Below are 14,805 nucleotides of genomic sequence, written 5' to 3'. Positions count from 1 at the left end.
AAGAACCCGGCTTCCGGACGCGCTGAAGTGACCGAAACCACTGTCCGAGGAGGACGACGTGAGCAAGGGACACATCATCACCGTGGAGCCGAGCGGCCGGCACGTGCGCGCGGTGCACGGCGGCCAGGTCCTGGCGGAGAGCGACAAGGCGCTGGTCCTGCACGAGACGGGCTGTCCGGACCGGTTCTACATCCCGGCCGAGGACGTACGGCTCGACCTGCTGACGCCCTCCGGCACGCGGACGCACTGCCCCTTCAAGGGCGACGCGTCCTACTGGTCGCTGCCCGGGGCGGCCGACCTGGTCTGGTCGTACCCGGACCCGAAGACGGAGGTGGCTCAGATCAAGGACCACCTCTGCTTCTACGACGTCGAGGTCTCCTGAGCCCTCCGTGTCCTGAGCGATTAATCGCGTGCTTTGGGGCACTCTGCACAGACATGGAGAAGAACACCCTTTCGCGCGACGGCACGCGCATCGCCTACGAACGCACCGGGCGGGGCCCCGCGGTGGTCCTCGTCAGCGGCGCGATGTCGACGGGCGCCACGACCGCGCCCCTGGCGGCGGAGCTGTCGGACCGCTTCGACGTCACCGTGTACGACCGCCGGGGCCGCGGCGGGAGCGGCGACACGGCGCCCTACGCGGTGGAGCGCGAGATCGAGGACCTGGCCGCCCTGATCGAGGCGGTGGGCGGCGAGGCGAGTCTGTACGGCATGTCGTCGGGCGGCGCGCTGGCGCTCCGCGCGGCGGCGAGCGGGCTGCCGGTGCGCCGGGTCGCCGTGTACGAGGTGCCGTACGCGATGGACGACGCCGCGGCGCGGTCCGCCGCGGAGTACACCGAGGGGCTCGCCGAGGCGCTCGGCAAGGACCGGCGCGGGGAGGCGGTGGAGCTGTTCCTGCGCCGGACCGGCCTGGGCGAGGACATGATCCGGGGCGCCCGGCAGTCGCCGATGTGGGCGGGCATGGAGTCGGTCGCGCCGAGCCTGGCGTACGACGACGCGGTGATGGGCGACAGCCGCGTCCCCCAGGCCGCGATCGCCTCGATCACCGCTCCCCTGCTGGCCCTCGCGGGCGGCGTGAGCGACGCCTGGTGGCACGAGGCGGCCCGGGCGATCGCCGACGCGGCACCGCGTGGCACCTACGGCACCGTGGCGGGACAGGCCCACATGGTGGAGCCGGGCGTGCTGGCGCCGGTGCTGACGGAGTTCCTGGGTCAGTGAGCCCGGGCGGGCTCCGGGGGCCGGGGTCCGGCTGTCTCCGGGGCTTCGGCCCAAACGACAGGCTCCGTGTTCAGGCCGCGCCGGCGGTCGCGCGCGTGGTGGTCGCGATCGTCGCCGAGCCCACCACGCGTGTGCCGTCGTACAGCACGATCGCCTGGCCGGGGGCGACGCCGCGCACCGGCTCCGCGAAGGACACCTCCAGTGCGTCGCCGACCAGCTCGGCCCGCACCTCGGTCTCGCCGCCGTGGGCGCGCAGCTGGGCCGTGTAGGTGCCGGGGCCGACGGGGGCGGCGCCGCACCAGCGGGGCTTGATCGCGCGGAGGGCGTCGACGTCCAGCGCCGCGGCCGGGCCCACCGTGACCGTGTTGTCCACCGGCGAGATGTCCAGGACGTAGCGCGGCTTGCCGTCGGGGGCCGGGGTGCCGATCCGGAGCCCCTTGCGCTGGCCGATGGTGTAGCCGTAGGCGCCCTCGTGGGTGCCGAGCCGGTTGCCCGCCTCGTCGACGATGTCGCCCTCGGCGCGGCCGAGCCGGTCGGCGAGGAAGCCCTGGGTGTCGCCGTCCGCGATGAAGCAGATGTCGTGCGAGTCGGGCTTCTTGGCCACCGCGAGGCCCCGGCGCTCGGCCTCCGCGCGGATCTCGTCCTTGGTGGTGAGCGTGTCGCCGAGCGGGAACATCGCGTGGGCGAGCTGACGGTCGTCCAGCACGCCGAGGACGTAGCTCTGGTCCTTGGCCATGTCGGAGGCGCGGTGCAGCTCGCGGACGCCGTCCTCGCGCAGGATCACCTTGGCGTAGTGGCCGGTGCAGACGGCGTCGAAGCCGAGGGCCAGCGCCTTGTCGAGCAGCGCGGCGAACTTGATCTTCTCGTTGCAGCGCAGGCACGGGTTCGGGGTGCGGCCGGCCTCGTACTCGGCGACGAAGTCCTCGACCACGTCCTCGCGGAACCGGTCGGCGAGGTCCCACACGTAGAACGGGATGCCGATGACGTCCGCGGCGCGGCGGGCGTCGCGCGAGTCCTCGATCGTGCAACAGCCCCGGGCGCCGGTGCGGAAGGACTGCGGGTTCGCGGAGAGCGCGAGATGGACGCCGGTCACGTCGTGCCCCGCCTCGGCCGCGCGGGCGGCGGCGACGGCGGAGTCGACCCCGCCCGACATGGCGGCGAGGACGCGGAGGGGACGGGTGCGCTGCGGGGTGTCAGTCATAACCCTTCCAGAGTAAGGGGAGGGCGGGAACCGGAGCGCGCGAGTATGCGTTGAAGATCGCATGGGGGCGAAGCACGAATCCACGAGTGAGCCCGCGGACGGGTCCGCGGGCGGGTCCGGCGACGCGGACCGGCGGATCGGCCGGCGCGCGCTGATCGTCGGCGGCGCCGCGGCGGCCGTGGGCACGGCCGTGCTGGCCCGCGACGAGCTGGCCCGGCTGTGGTGGCGGGTGCCGGGCGTCGAGCGGCCCCGCGAGGAGGGCGCGGTCGACTACTCCGGCGCGCGCTGGGTGGCGGCGGCGGACGCGAACTGGCGGCGGGCCGACCGGCCGGACGACTTCGGCGTCGACATGGTGATCGTGCATGTGACGCAGGGCAGCTTCGACAGCGCGGTGAAGGCGTTCCAGGACCCGGGGCACCAGGCGGCCACGCACTACATCGTGGGCCAGGACGGGGGCGTCACCCAGATGATCCGCGAGCTGGACGTGGCGTACCACGCGGGCAACCGCGAGTACAACGAACGCAGCGTCGGCATCGAGCACGAGGGCTTCGTGGACCGCCCGCAGGACTTCACCGACGCGATGTACGCCGCCTCCGCGCGACTGACGGCGGGCATCTGCGCGCGGTACGGCATACCCCTGGACCGCGAGCACATCATCGGCCACGTGGAGGTGCCGGGCACCGACCACACCGACCCGGGTCCGCACTGGGACTGGGAGCGGTACATGAAGCTGGTGCGCCGGGCGGCCACGAGCACCCCGTCGCCCGGTCCGTCCCGGTCCGGGGCGTAGGCCGCGCGGCTCGCCCGCCTACGTCAGTCCGGCCGCCCGCGCCCTCTCCACCGCGGGGCCGATCGCCTTGCCGAGCGCCTCCACGTCGGCCTCCGTGGAGGTGTGGCCGAGGGAGAAGCGCAGGGTGCCGCGGGCCAGGTCGGGGTCGGTCCCGGTGGCCAGCAGGACGTGGCTGGGCTGGGCGACGCCCGCCGTGCAGGCGGAGCCGGTGGAGCACTCGATGCCCTGGGCGTCGAGCAGGAGCAGCAGGGAGTCGCCCTCGCAGCCGGGGAAGGTGAAGTGGGCGTTGGCCGGCAGGCGCCCCTCCGGTGCCGGGTCGCCGCCGAGGATCGCGTCCGGGACCGCCGTGCGCACGGCGTCGACCAGGTCGTCGCGCAGGGCGCCGATCTCGCGGGCGAACCACTCGCGCTGCTCGGCGGCGAGGCGTCCGGCGACCGCGAAGGAGGCGACGGCGGGGACGTCGAGGGTGCCGGAGCGGACGTGGCGCTCCTGGCCGCCGCCGTGCAGGACGGGCACCGGGGTGTACTCGCGGCCCAGCAGCAGCGCGCCGATGCCGTAGGGGCCGCCGATCTTGTGGCCGGAAACAGTCATCGCGGCAAGCCCGGAGGCGGCGAAGTCGACCGGGAGCTGGCCGACGGCCTGGACCGCGTCGGCGTGCAGCGGTACGCCGAACTCGGCGGCCACGTCGGCGAGTTCACGGACCGGCAGGATGGTGCCGATCTCGTTGTTGGCCCACATGACGGTGGCGAGGGCGACGTCGTCGGGGTTGCGGGCGACGGCCTCGCGCAGCGTGTCGGGGTGCACGCGGCCGTGGGCGTCCACGGGCAGGTACTCGACCCGGGCGCCCTCGTGCTCGCCCAGCCAGTGCACCGCGTCGAGGACCGCGTGGTGTTCGACGGGGCTGGCCAGCACCCGGGTGCGGGCCGGGTCGGCGTCGCGCCGGGCCCAGTACAGGCCCTTGACGGCGAGGTTGTCGGCCTCGGTGCCGCCGGAGGTGAAGACCACCTCGCTGGGGCGGGCGCCGAGCGCCTCGGCGAGGGTCTCGCGGGCCTCCTCGACGGTGCGCCGCGCCCGGCGGCCGGACGCGTGGAGCGAGGAGGCGTTGCCGGTGACGCCCAGGTGGGCGGTGAGTGTCTCGACCGCCTCGGGAAGCATCGGGGTGGTCGCGGCGTGGTCGAGGTAAGCCATGGTGAGGCCGATTCTACGGGGCCCTCGCGCCCGGCCTCAGGGCAAGGTTGGCCGGTTTACAGACTCCACGACATCGTGTTGTCCGTGGCCATGAACGCCACCAGGATCAGCAGGTCGGCGACGCCCAGGCCGAGGCCGAGGAGGGCCCGGCCGCGGCGGGCGGTGCCGCGCCACAGGGCGACCGAGGCCAGGGCGATGGCGATGGGGCCCAGGAAGACGTTGAGGACGAGCAGGCCGAGCAGGCCGAGGACGAAGGAGGCGACGGCCATGCCGTCGGTGTCCCGGATGCCGGTGGGGCGGGTGGAGCGGTTGGCCGGTGCGGTGAGCTGCATGAGGTTCTCCCTGCCGTGCGTCAGTGGGCGGAGGTGCTCCGTCGGCGGCCGTGCCGCTCGCGGATCGCGAAGACGCCGAGCCAGACGGCGATGACCAGGCCGACGGCGACGGAGAAGGTGAGCGGCGCGTGGGCGACGGTGCCCAGCACCACACCGAGGAGCAGCAGTGCGACAACGAGAAAGATCATGGTGCGCGGATCCCCCCAATCTCTGATTACAGTTGTTCACTGACTACCCAGTCTAGCGCTCCACACCGCTTTCCAATTCCAGAGAACAGTTGTTAACTGCATGGTATGAGTCACACTCCCGGCGTTCGGCAGGCCCAGAAGCTCAAGACCCGGCAGGCGCTCCTGGACGCCGCGCTCGGGCTGCTGGAGGAGCAGAGCCTGAGCAGCCTGGGCCTGCGCGAGGTCACCCGCGCCGTGGGCGTGGCCCCGACCGCCTTCTACCGGCACTTCCGCTCCACGGCGGACCTGGGGGTGGCACTGGTCGAGGAGGCGCTGGGCAGCCTGCACCCGATGATCCGGACGACGGTGGCACCGGCCGAGGACAGTGACGAACGCATCGCCCGCGCGGTCGAGTTGATCGCCGGACACGTGGCGGCGCACCCGGCGCACGTCCGGTTCATCGCCCGTGAGCGGCACGGCGGCGTGCAGCCGGTGCGCGAGGCGATACGGGAGCAACTGGCGCGGTTCGCCGAGGAGGTGCAGGCCGAGCTGGCCAAGGACGCGGAGTCGGCGGGCTGGAGCGCGACGGACCTGCGGATGCTGGCCGGACTCTACGTCGACCAGATGCTGATCACGGCCTCGCTGTTCCTGGAGGCCCTGGACGCCCCCGAGGAGGAGCGCGGGCGCGCCGCGGAGACGGCGACGCGCCAGCTGCGGCTGATCAGCGTCGGCCGCCGGCACTGGCTGGACTGAACGGACCGCCGCGGCCGGAGCGCCGGGCGGCCGACGCGGCGCGGGTCAGGCGAGCCGGACCCGGGCCAGCTGCCGGGACTGGGCGACCAGGCGGTCGGCGCTGTCCCAGACCTCGCCGTCCTCCTCCAGGAAGCCGCCGGCGAGGTTGCGGGTGGTGATGGAGACCCGCAGCGGGCCCGGCGCCGGGCGGCACCGCACGTGCACGGTCAGCTCGACCGTGGGCACCCAGCCCTTCAGCCCCATCTCGAAGGCGGTCGGGGGCAGCGCGTCCACCGCGAGGAGCAGCGAGAGCGGGTCGGCGTCGCGGCCGTCGGCCAGCCCGAACCAGGCGCGCATCTCGCCCCGGCCGGAGGGCTGTCCGAGCGCCCAGCCCAGCGTGGCGGGATCGAGCTTCAGCTTCAGCCGGTCGGCGATGGCGGAGCTGCCGTCGACGGGGGCGGGGCCGTCCTCCGGGCCGAAGCAGTGCTCGACCGGCGGGATCGCGGGCGGCTTCGCGGAGGTGCGGACGTCGTCGGGCAGCGCGTCGAGGTCGCCGTAGGAGGCGAGGACGCGGATGCGCTCGACCTCGTTGCCCTCGTCGTCGTACTGGAAGAGGGATGCCTGTCCCGTGGAGAGGCCGCGTCCCGCGCGGACGGTCTCGGTGCGCACGACCGCGGGGCCCGGGTGGGAGGCGGACAGGTAGTGCGCCGAGACCGTGAAGGGGTCCGGGTGCGGGAGGGCGTCGCCCAGGGCGCGGCCCAGGACGGCCAGCAGGTAGCCGCCGTTGACGGCGTTGATGATCGTCCAGCCGGCGGAGAGGTCGATGTCGTAGACGCCGGGGGCGCGCCGGGTGACGTGGGTGTCCCGGTCGAACTCGCTGTCGCCGACGGTGGCCGGTACGGCCGGGGCGGAGGCTGCTTCTGGCATGGCTGCACGGTACAACAGGGAACTACTAAGCGGTAGCTTTTCTCTGTCTCATGCGTGCGGGCTCACGGCTGCGGCCTCATCCCCGCCCCTCCCGCGCCCGCAGGTACGCCTCCAGTTCCGCGGCCCCGGCGAGCAGCGCCCTGCCGCGGGCGGAGAGGCGGTCGTGCCAGTCGCGCAGGGTGGCCTCCAAGGGCTCCAGTCCGCCGGCCGACCGCACCTGCTCGATCACCGGCGCGATCCGGGCCAACGGGTAGCCGCCCCGCCTGAGCTGGTGGGCCAGCTTGGCGTCCCGTACGTCGGCCTCGCCGTAGACCCGGTAGCCGGTCAGCGGGTCGCGGCTCGGACGCACCAGCCCGGCACGCTCCCACTTGCGCAGGGTCGCGGGCCGGATGCCCAGCTCGCGGGCGAGCGGCCCGACGAACCTGCCCGCGGACGCGGACGTCACGGTCGCGGCCGCGGTGGCTGCCGCGGCGGTGGCGGCGGTGGCGGTGGCGGTGGCGGTGACACCCGACCCCGGTCGCCCGAGGTCCCGCAGCGCGCCCTCGACGGCCTCCAGGGTCCGCCGGTCGTCGAGCAACTGCGCGTGGCTCTCGTCGATCAGCCGGAACGCCTCGGCCGTCGCGCCCTCGTTCACCGCCCGCATGACCGAGGTCGCCGTCCGGTGGCCGTGGCCCGGCAGCAGGGCGAGGAAGGCGTCCAGCGCCCGCGCGTGCAGCGGGGTGTAGGTGCGGTAGCCGTGGACCGTGCGGTCGGCGGCCGGAAGGATGCCGGCCGCCTCGTAGTTCCTGACCGCCTGCGTGGACAGACCGTGCCCGCGGGCCAGATCGACCGGCCTGAGCTTTCCCCTGCTTTGAAGGTCGTGCGCCACACACCGGACGTTATCGCGGCCAAGTGTCAACCGAAAGTTCAACGATACCGTTCAATACATGGCTACTGGCATCAAGGACATCACGCTCCCCGCGGACGCCGCTGCCGTCCTGGGCATGCTCCGGGCCCGGCCCCGCGTGCTCGCCCTGGGCGAGCCCACCCACGGCGAGGACACCCTCCTCGACGTGCGCAACGATCTCTTCCGACAGCTCGTCGAGCAGGAGGGCTACCGGACCCTCGCGATCGAGAGCGACTGCCTGGCCGGCCTGGTCGTGGACGACTACGTCACCTCGGGCACCGGCACGCTCGACGACGCGATGGGGCACGGCTTCAGCCACGGCCTCGGCTCCTCAGACGCCAACCGCGACCTCGTGCGCTGGATGCGCGCGTACAACGACGGCCGGCCCCCGGCCGAGCGGGTGCGCTTCGCCGGTCTCGACGGCCCGCTGGAGATCACCGGCGCCGCGAGCCCCCGGCGGGCCGTCACCGCGCTCCACGACCACCTGTCGGCACACGTCGACCCCGGCCTGCTCCCCTGCACCGCCGGGACCCTCGACCGCCTGCTCGGCGCCGACGAGATGTGGGCCGAGCCCGCGGCGATGACGGACCCGGCGCGTTCGGTGGGACGGACGGCCGAGGCCGGGGAGTTGCGGGCCCTCGCCCACGACCTGGTGGCGCTCCTCGACGAGCAGACGCCGCACCTGCTCGCGACGGGCTCGCGGGACGACTGGGACCGGGCGCGGCTGTACGGGCGTACCGCGACCGGACTGCTGGACTACCACCGCTGGATGGCCGACGCCTCCCCGGCCCGGATGAACCGGCTGCTCGGCGTGCGGGACCGGATGATGGCCGGCAACCTCCTCGCGCTCGCGGAGCGCGGCCGGGTGCTGGTCCACGCCCACAACTCCCACCTCCAGCGCGAGAGAAGCTCGATGCGCATGTGGCAGGGGCCGGTGGCGTGGTGGAGCGCCGGTGCGCTGGTGAGCGCCCGGCTCGGCGAGGAGTACGCCTTCGTGGCCACGGCCCTCGGCACGATCCGCCACCGGGGTGTGGACGCTCCCCCGCCCGGCACCCTCGAAGGCCACCTGTACGCGCTGCCGGAGGACCGCCGTGTCGTGGACGCCGGACGGCTCGCCTCCGCCCTCGGCGAGCCGCGGCCCGCGCCCCGGGTGTCCCCCTGGTTCGGCTACGCCCCGCTCGACCCCGCCCACCTGGACACGATCGACGGCGTCGTCTTCATCAAGGACATGCCGGACAGGGACGTGCCGGTCAGGCCCTGACGGATCACTCCCCCTCCATCACCGTCGACCGCCGGTTCCAGGCACGGGGGGCCCGCCAGTGGAAGCGCAGCGCGAGCAGCCGCAGGACGAAGGCGGTGACGACCGCGAGTGCGCTGGTGAACGGGGTGAGGGCCTCGTAGCGGATGCACAGGGCGACCATCGCGGAGCCGACGATCGCCGGGACGGCGTACAGGTCGCGGTCCCAGCGCAGGAGTGAGGGCACCTCGTTGGCGAGCACGTCGCGCAGGACGCCGCCGCCGACCGCGGTGGCCAGGCCCAGGCAGGCGGAGGCGGTCAGGCCCAGCCCGTAGTCGTACGCCTTGGTGGTGCCGGCGACGCAGAACAGGCCGAGGCCGGCCGCGTCGAAGATGTTCACGCCGGTCTGGAGGCGCTCCACGTGGGGGTGGAGGAAGAAGACCAGCACCGTGGCGAGCAGCGGGGTGACGAAGTACCCGAGGTCCGTGAACGCGGCGGGCGGCACCGCCCCGATGACCAGGTCCCGGAACAGCCCGCCGCCCAGGGCGGTGACCTCGGCGAGGACGGCGATGCCGAACACGTCGAAGTTCTTGCGTACGGCCAGCAGCGCGCCGGAGATGGCGAAGACGAAGATGCCGATCAGGTCGAGCGTGTGCTGGACGGTGGGGCTGAAGAGTTCCTCGTACACCCGGCCATTCTCACCCGCCGACGAGCCCCCGCCTCACGCATGAGGGCGGGGGCTCGTCGGCGGACGGGTCACTTCTCCTTGGCGGGAGGCTCCTCGTCGGTGGCCTCGGAGGTGGCCTCGCTGCTGGTGGCCTCCGTGCTGGTGGCCTCGGCAGACGCCTCCTCGGCCGCGGCGGACGCCTCCTCGGCCTCGGCGATCGCCTCGACCTCCGCGGCCACGGCCGCCGAGGTCGCCGCCGACTCCGCGAGGGCGTCCTCCGACACCAGCTCCGCGGCCTCCTTGGCGGCCGTGAGCAGGACGACGTCCTGCGGGGCCTGGTCCGCGAAGTTCTCCGGGTGGTGGCAGGCCACCTGCTGGCCGGGACGCAGCTCCTTGAGCGGCGGCTCGGTGGTGGTGCAGATCTGCGTCGCCTTCCAGCACCGGGTGTGGAACCGGCAGCCGCTCGGCGGCGCGATCGGCGAGGGCACGTCGCCCTTGAGCAGGATGCGCTCGCTCTTGGCACCGCGGCGCGCCGGGTCCGGAATCGGCACCGCCGACATCAGGGCCTTGGTGTACGGGTGCATCGGCGACTTGTAGAGCAGGTCGCGGTCGGCCAGCTCCATGATCTTGCCGAGGTACATCACCGCGATCCGGTCCGAGACGTGCCGGACGACGGAGAGGTCGTGCGCGATGATCACGTACGTCAGACCCAGCTCGGTCTGGAGGTCGTCGAGCAGGTTGACGACCTGCGCCTGGATCGACACGTCCAGGGCGGACACCGGCTCGTCCGCCACGACCATCTTCGGGTTGAGCGCGAGCGCGCGGGCGATGCCGATGCGCTGGCGCTGGCCGCCGGAGAACTCGTGCGGGTAGCGGTTGTAGTGCTCGGGGTTGAGGCCGACCACCGACAGCAGCCGCTGGACCTCCTTCTTGACCCCGCCCTCGGGCTCGACGCCCTGGAGCTTGAAGGGGGCGCTGACGATCGTGCCGATGGTGTGGCGCGGGTTCAGCGAGGAGTACGGGTCCTGGAAGATCATCTGCACGTCGCGGCGCAGCGGACGCATCCCGCCGACCCCGAGGTGGGTGATGTCCTTGCCCTCGAACTCGACCTTGCCCGCGGTCGGTTCGAGCAGCCGGGTGATGAGCCGGCCCATGGTCGACTTGCCGCAGCCCGACTCGCCCACGACGCCGAGGGTCTCGCCGGAGCGGACCTCGAAGTCGATGCCGTCGACGGCGCGCACGGCGCCGACCTGGCGCTGGAGCAGGCCCTTCTTGATCGGGAAGTGCTTCTGGAGCCCGGTGACCTTCAGCAGGGTCTCGCCGGGTGCGGCGTCCTTGGTGAGGGTGGCGCCGCTGCTCTGTGCGGGGATGGTCACCGCTGTGTCCTCTGCCTTCGCTTTGTCACTCACAGCTTCGGCGCAATCTCTTCGGTCCAGATCCGCTCCCGCTGCTCCTGCGACATGTGGCAGGCCGCCCAGTGCCTGCCGCCGACCTCGGACAGCTCCGGGCGGACCGTGCGCGTGACGTCGTCCTTGGGCACGTCGGCGTACGGGCAGCGCGGGTTGAAGGCGCAGCCGGACGGGAGGTTGATGAGGGAGGGCGGGGAGCCCTTGACCGGGATGAGGCGTTCCTGCTGGTCGCGGTCGAGGCGCGGCATCGAGCCGAGCAGGCCCCAGGTGTAGGGGTGCCGGGGCTCGTAGAACACCTTCTCCGCCGGGCCCCGCTCGACGCACCGGCCGCCGTACATCACCAGGAGGTCGTCGGCCAGTTCGGCGACGACGCCCAGGTCGTGGGTGATGATGATGACCGCGGAGCCGAACTCCTTCTGCAGGTCCCGGATCAGGTCCAGGATCTGCGCCTGGACGGTCACGTCCAGGGCGGTGGTCGGCTCGTCCGCGATGAGCAGTTCGGGGTTGTTGACCAGCGACATCGCGATCATCGCGCGCTGGCGCATACCGCCGGAGAACTCGTGCGGGTAGCTGTCCACCCGCTTGTCCGGCTGCGGGATGCCGACGCGGTCGAGCATCTCCACGGCGCGGCGCTTGGCGGTCTTCTTGTCCACGTCGTGGTGGATGCGGTACGCCTCCACGATCTGCTGCCCGATCGTGTAGTACGGGTGCAGCGCGGACAGCGGGTCCTGGAAGATCATCGCCATGTTCCGGCCGCGCAGCTTGCGCACGTGGTCCGGGTCGGCGGAGAGCAGCTCGGTCCCGTCCAGCCAGATCTCGCCGGATATCTGGGCCTTGCGCTTGCCGTACTGGCCGGCGGTGTGCAGGCCCATGATGCCGAGCGAGGTCACCGACTTGCCGGAGCCGGACTCGCCCACGATGCCGAGGGTCTTGCCCTTCTCCAGCTGGAAGCTGAGCCCGTCGACGGACTTGACCAGACCGTCGTCGGTGGGGAAGTGCACCTTGAGGTCGCGCACTTCCAGGAACGCCTTCGGAGCGGGCGAGGTGGCGGTGGGCTCGCCCACGGCCGCCCCGCTCTTGCTGAGTTCGGTCATGCGAGCCTCACTCGGGGGTCGATCACGGCGTACAGGACGTCCACCACGAGGTTGGCGATCAGCACCGCGAGAGAAGTGATCAGGACGACACCCAGGATAAAGGGCAGGTCCTGGTTCTGGATCGCGTCCAGCACCTTCTGGCCGAGGCCGGGGAGGCTGAACGTGGTCTCGGTCAGGATCGCGCCGCCCATGAGGGCGCCGAGGTCCATGCCGAGCATGGTCAGCAGCGGGGTCAGCGTGGACCGCATCGCGTGCTTGCGGATGACGACCTGCTCCTTGAGCCCCTTGGCCCGCGCCGTGCGGATGTAGTCCTCACCGAGGATCTCCATCATGGTGGCCCGGGTGATCCGGGCGTACATCGCGGCGTACAGGAAGGCCAGGGTGATCCAGGGGAGGATCATGCCGCCGAACCAGCCGGAGAAGCTCTCGTCCAGCGGGACGAACTCCGCGTTGATCCAGCCCAGGCTGTGGGAGAAGACCGCGAGGCTGAGCAGACCGGTGAAGTAGATCGGCAGGGAGACGCCCGCGAGCGCGACGACCATCGCACCGCGGTCCCACAGGGTGCCCCGCTTGAGCGCGGAGAGCACGCCCGCCGCGAGACCGAAGATCAGCCACAGCACGGCCGCACCGAGCGCGAGAGCCAGGGTCACCGGGAAACGCTCGGTCAGCACCGGCCAGACGGCCTGCTCGCTGCGGAAGGAGTAGCCGAAGCACGGGGCCGCGCACTCGGTGACGTCGCCGCCGCCCGAGTAGGTCCGGCCGGCGAAGATCGCCTTGAAGAACTCCCAGGCCTGGACGAAGATCGGGTCGCCCAGACCCAGCTTCTGGCGAACCGCCTCGACGGAGGCCGGGTCGGCCTGCTTGCCCACGAAGCTCGTGGCGATGTCGACGCCCGCCCACTTGGGGACGAGGAAGAAGATGCCGAAGACCACCAGGATGATGACCACGAGCATCACTACGGCGGCGAACAGCCGCCTGATGAGGTAAGCGAGCACAGCTTACGGCCCGCCGCGGATCGCGGGCCGCCGGAGGTCGTCCGGCGGCCCGCGGTCACGCCGCGCCGGCCTTCACCTGCCTTTCGTGCCGTACGGCGGGTGTACCGGTTACTTCGAGGACTTCAGGCCGAGGTTGACGAAGTCGTACATACCGCTGTAGCCGTCGGTCGTGTAGACGTTCGCCAGGCGGCTGGAGCGCCAGTTGATGAACTTCTCGAAGACGAAGGGCAGGTAGTAGCCGCCCTCCATCACCTTGTGGTTGATCTGCTTGGCGATGTCCGCCTTGCCGGCGTCGTCCAGGGTGGTGACGTACTTGTCGAACAGGCCGTCGATGTCCTTGTCCTTGATGAGCGCGTAGTTGTTGTTACCGCTCTCGAGGATGTAGTCGCTGCTCCACAGCGGGAGACCGTAGCCCTGGACCGACGGGAAGTCGGGGCCCCAGCCCATGATGATGATGCCGTAGTTCTTCTTCAGCACGTTCGAGGGGCTGCCGATGATGCCGGCGGTCTGCGAGCCGTCGAACTGGTCGATGTCGACCGTGATGCCGATCTTCTTCAGCGACGCCTGGAGGGACTCGGCGGTGGCCACCTCGACCGGCTTGTTGTTGCGGACCGCGATGGTGGTCTTGAAGCCGTTGGGCTTGCCGCAGGCCTTCAGCTCTTCCTTGGCCTTGGCGACGTTGCCCTTCTGGTTGGCACCGGCCATCTCGTACGGGTCGTACTTCTGACCCTCGGAGCCCGGCACCGCCGGCGGCAGCATGTTGGTGCCGATGTCGCCACCGGCCTGCGGGCCGCCGCGCGCGGTCTGGAGCGAGACGTGGTCGGCCCCGTAGAGCACCGCCTTGCGGCAGTGGATGTTGTCGAACGGCTTCACGCTCTGCGGGAAGACCGCGTAGCGGATGTAGCCGGAGACCGGGTTGTCCACGTTGCCCTTGTGCTGCTTCAGGGCGGTGGTGCGGCCCTGCGGCGACAGACCGGTCTGGGCCAGGTCGACGTCGTAGTCACCGGCGATCAGACGCTGGTCCAGCTCGTTGGCGTTGGTGAAGAACTTGATCGTGACCTTGTCCGGGTACGCCTTGCGGACCGGGTCCGACTCCTGCTTCCACTCGGTGTTGCGGACCAGGGTGAGGTCCTTGCCCGGGTTGTAGGACTGGAACTTGTACGGGCCGGAGGAGAACGGCTTCAGGCCGTACTTGGACTTGGTGTCCTTGTCCTGGCGGACCGGGGACGCCGAGGTCAGCGCGAGCATCTCCTCGAAGTCCGAGTTGGCCTGCGGCAGCTTGAAGACGATGGTCTTGTCGTCCGGCGTCTCGATGGCCTTCAGGCCCAGCTTGTCCGCGGACTTGTCCTTGTAGGGACCCTGGTACTTGTCCTCGGGGTCGAGCACCTCCTTGAGGTACGTCGGACCGCCGGAGAGGACGTCCTGCGCCCACACGCGCTCGATGCCGTACTTGATGTCCTTGGAGGTGATCGGCTTGCCGTCCTCCCAGGTCACGCCGTCACGCAGGGTGTACGTGTAGGTCTTGCCGTCGTCCGAGACCTTGGCGACGTCGGTGGCGAGGTCGGGGGTGACGCCCGCGCCCTTCTCACCCGGCGCCGGCGTGTTCGTCACGAGCTGGCGGGAGTAGTACCGCGAGAAGTTCCACATGAAGCCGTAGTAGCCGCGCGTGGTGTCCCACGAGTCGGCGTCCTGGGCGCTGGCGAACTTCAGCTCGCCGCCCTTCTTGGCCAGGTCGGCCTGGGCGATCTTGTTGTTCGCGGCGTCGAAGCCGGCCGCGCCGTTCTTCGATCCCCCGTCGCTGTCACCGCCGCCGCCGCACGCCGCCGTGGTCAGCAGCGCGGCGACCACTGCGGCAGCGGCCATGGCCTGCTTGCGCCGCCCTGAGGTGCGTTGGGTAGTCACGATCTCGGATCCTCCGGATTAGATGAGAGACCCCGTGCAGGTGCCACGGGTCGCTTGCCGGTA

16 protein-coding genes are annotated in these 14,805 nt (G+C 71.6%); 5 read left to right on the top strand and 11 right to left on the bottom strand.

Annotated elements, in window-relative coordinates; genetic code table 11:
• The first annotated feature begins 58 nt into the window (after positions 1 to 58).
• A complete protein-coding gene (locus ACZ67M_RS35585; RefSeq protein WP_392016524.1) occupies positions 59 to 382 on the top strand; it encodes a DUF427 domain-containing protein in 324 nt (107 codons plus the stop codon).
• A 53-nt stretch (positions 383 to 435) separates the two neighbouring features.
• Positions 436 to 1,215, top strand: coding sequence for an alpha/beta hydrolase (locus ACZ67M_RS35580; RefSeq protein WP_469854127.1), 780 nt, complete (start codon positions 436 to 438; stop codon positions 1,213 to 1,215).
• 70 nt (positions 1,216 to 1,285) lie between these two features.
• Here ACZ67M_RS35580 and mnmA read toward each other — a convergent pair whose 3' ends face one another.
• Entirely contained in the window at positions 1,286 to 2,416 is a 1,131-nt protein-coding gene (gene mnmA / locus ACZ67M_RS35575; RefSeq protein WP_385799895.1) for a tRNA 2-thiouridine(34) synthase MnmA, read from the bottom strand.
• A 61-nt stretch (positions 2,417 to 2,477) separates the two neighbouring features.
• On the opposite strand from mnmA, the gene ACZ67M_RS35570 reads away from it, so the two are divergent.
• Positions 2,478 to 3,206, top strand: coding sequence for an N-acetylmuramoyl-L-alanine amidase (locus ACZ67M_RS35570; protein WP_469854126.1), 729 nt, complete (start codon positions 2,478 to 2,480; stop codon positions 3,204 to 3,206).
• Between the two features lie 18 nt (positions 3,207 to 3,224).
• On the opposite strand, the gene ACZ67M_RS35565 is transcribed toward ACZ67M_RS35570, so the two are convergent.
• Genes ACZ67M_RS35565 through ACZ67M_RS35555 form a run of 3 tightly spaced genes read right to left on the bottom strand, consistent with a single transcriptional unit; the run spans position 3,225 to position 4,914 of the window.
• A complete protein-coding gene (locus ACZ67M_RS35565; protein ID WP_122617604.1) occupies positions 3,225 to 4,394 on the bottom strand; it encodes a cysteine desulfurase family protein in 1,170 nt (389 codons plus the stop codon).
• Between the two features lie 56 nt (positions 4,395 to 4,450).
• A complete protein-coding gene (locus ACZ67M_RS35560) occupies positions 4,451 to 4,726 on the bottom strand; it encodes a DUF4190 domain-containing protein (protein WP_469854125.1) in 276 nt (91 codons plus the stop codon).
• Positions 4,727 to 4,746: 20 nt separating this feature from the next.
• Entirely contained in the window at positions 4,747 to 4,914 is a 168-nt protein-coding gene (locus ACZ67M_RS35555; protein WP_122617602.1) for a hypothetical protein, read from the bottom strand.
• A 105-nt stretch (positions 4,915 to 5,019) separates the two neighbouring features.
• Here ACZ67M_RS35555 and ACZ67M_RS35550 point away from each other — a divergent pair, with 105 nt between their 5' ends.
• On the top strand, positions 5,020 to 5,646 hold the full coding sequence (locus ACZ67M_RS35550; protein WP_361366907.1) for a TetR family transcriptional regulator: 627 nt from the start codon (positions 5,020 to 5,022) through the stop codon (positions 5,644 to 5,646).
• Between the two features lie 45 nt (positions 5,647 to 5,691).
• On the opposite strand, the gene ACZ67M_RS35545 is transcribed toward ACZ67M_RS35550, so the two are convergent.
• On the bottom strand, positions 5,692 to 6,552 hold the full coding sequence (locus tag ACZ67M_RS35545) for a thioesterase family protein (RefSeq protein ID WP_392016513.1): 861 nt from the start codon (positions 6,550 to 6,552) through the stop codon (positions 5,692 to 5,694).
• A 76-nt stretch (positions 6,553 to 6,628) separates the two neighbouring features.
• On the bottom strand, positions 6,629 to 7,420 hold the full coding sequence (locus ACZ67M_RS35540) for a TioE family transcriptional regulator (RefSeq protein WP_469854124.1): 792 nt from the start codon (positions 7,418 to 7,420) through the stop codon (positions 6,629 to 6,631).
• 58 nt (positions 7,421 to 7,478) lie between these two features.
• Between ACZ67M_RS35540 and ACZ67M_RS35535 the strand changes: the two genes are divergently transcribed.
• A complete protein-coding gene (locus ACZ67M_RS35535) occupies positions 7,479 to 8,699 on the top strand; it encodes an erythromycin esterase family protein (protein WP_469854123.1) in 1,221 nt (406 codons plus the stop codon).
• 4 nt (positions 8,700 to 8,703) lie between these two features.
• Here the strand turns inward: ACZ67M_RS35535 and ACZ67M_RS35530 are convergent, their stop codons facing one another.
• The 5 genes from ACZ67M_RS35530 to ACZ67M_RS35510 form a co-directional block, all read right to left on the bottom strand.
• Complete coding sequence (locus tag ACZ67M_RS35530; protein WP_125489431.1) at positions 8,704 to 9,363, bottom strand: trimeric intracellular cation channel family protein; 660 nt, start codon at positions 9,361 to 9,363, stop codon at positions 8,704 to 8,706.
• A gap of 68 nt (positions 9,364 to 9,431) precedes the next feature.
• Positions 9,432 to 10,718: an ABC transporter ATP-binding protein gene (locus ACZ67M_RS35525; RefSeq protein ID WP_392103923.1), complete on the bottom strand. Its 1,287-nt coding sequence runs from the start codon at positions 10,716 to 10,718 to the stop codon at positions 9,432 to 9,434.
• A 29-nt stretch (positions 10,719 to 10,747) separates the two neighbouring features.
• Entirely contained in the window at positions 10,748 to 11,845 is a 1,098-nt protein-coding gene (locus ACZ67M_RS35520; protein ID WP_361366893.1) for an ABC transporter ATP-binding protein, read from the bottom strand.
• Positions 11,842 to 12,840 (bottom strand): ABC transporter permease, encoded by a 999-nt coding sequence (locus ACZ67M_RS35515; protein ID WP_064729945.1) that lies wholly within the window; start codon positions 12,838 to 12,840, stop codon positions 11,842 to 11,844. The genes ACZ67M_RS35520 and ACZ67M_RS35515 overlap by 4 nt, the downstream gene beginning before the upstream one ends.
• Before the next feature lie 108 nt (positions 12,841 to 12,948).
• On the bottom strand, positions 12,949 to 14,742 hold the full coding sequence (locus tag ACZ67M_RS35510; RefSeq protein WP_361366890.1) for an ABC transporter substrate-binding protein: 1,794 nt from the start codon (positions 14,740 to 14,742) through the stop codon (positions 12,949 to 12,951).
• Positions 14,743 to 14,805 lie beyond the last annotated feature (63 nt).

Source organism: Streptomyces sp. NPDC107500 (assembly GCF_055582785.1).
Note: the sequence above shows the minus strand (reverse complement) of the source record. Positions and strands in the feature narration are given on the sequence as shown.

Bases quoted from the DNA above. Each gene is read 5' to 3' on its own strand.
- ACZ67M_RS35580 (WP_469854127.1), top strand. From the start codon at position 436: ATGGAGAAGAACACCCTTTCGCGCGACGGCACGCGCATCGCCTACGAA.
- mnmA (WP_385799895.1), bottom strand. From the start codon at position 2,416: ATGACTGACACCCCGCAGCGCACCCGTCCCCTCCGCGTCCTCGCCGCC.
- ACZ67M_RS35570 (WP_469854126.1), top strand. From the start codon at position 2,478: ATGGGGGCGAAGCACGAATCCACGAGTGAGCCCGCGGACGGGTCCGCG.
- ACZ67M_RS35565 (WP_122617604.1), bottom strand. From the start codon at position 4,394: ATGGCTTACCTCGACCACGCCGCGACCACCCCGATGCTTCCCGAGGCG.
- ACZ67M_RS35560 (WP_469854125.1), bottom strand. From the start codon at position 4,726: ATGCAGCTCACCGCACCGGCCAACCGCTCCACCCGCCCCACCGGCATC.
- ACZ67M_RS35555 (WP_122617602.1), bottom strand. From the start codon at position 4,914: ATGATCTTTCTCGTTGTCGCACTGCTGCTCCTCGGTGTGGTGCTGGGC.
- ACZ67M_RS35550 (WP_361366907.1), top strand. From the start codon at position 5,020: ATGAGTCACACTCCCGGCGTTCGGCAGGCCCAGAAGCTCAAGACCCGG.
- ACZ67M_RS35545 (WP_392016513.1), bottom strand. From the start codon at position 6,552: ATGCCAGAAGCAGCCTCCGCCCCGGCCGTACCGGCCACCGTCGGCGAC.
- ACZ67M_RS35535 (WP_469854123.1), top strand. From the start codon at position 7,479: ATGGCTACTGGCATCAAGGACATCACGCTCCCCGCGGACGCCGCTGCC.
- ACZ67M_RS35520 (WP_361366893.1), bottom strand. From the start codon at position 11,845: ATGACCGAACTCAGCAAGAGCGGGGCGGCCGTGGGCGAGCCCACCGCC.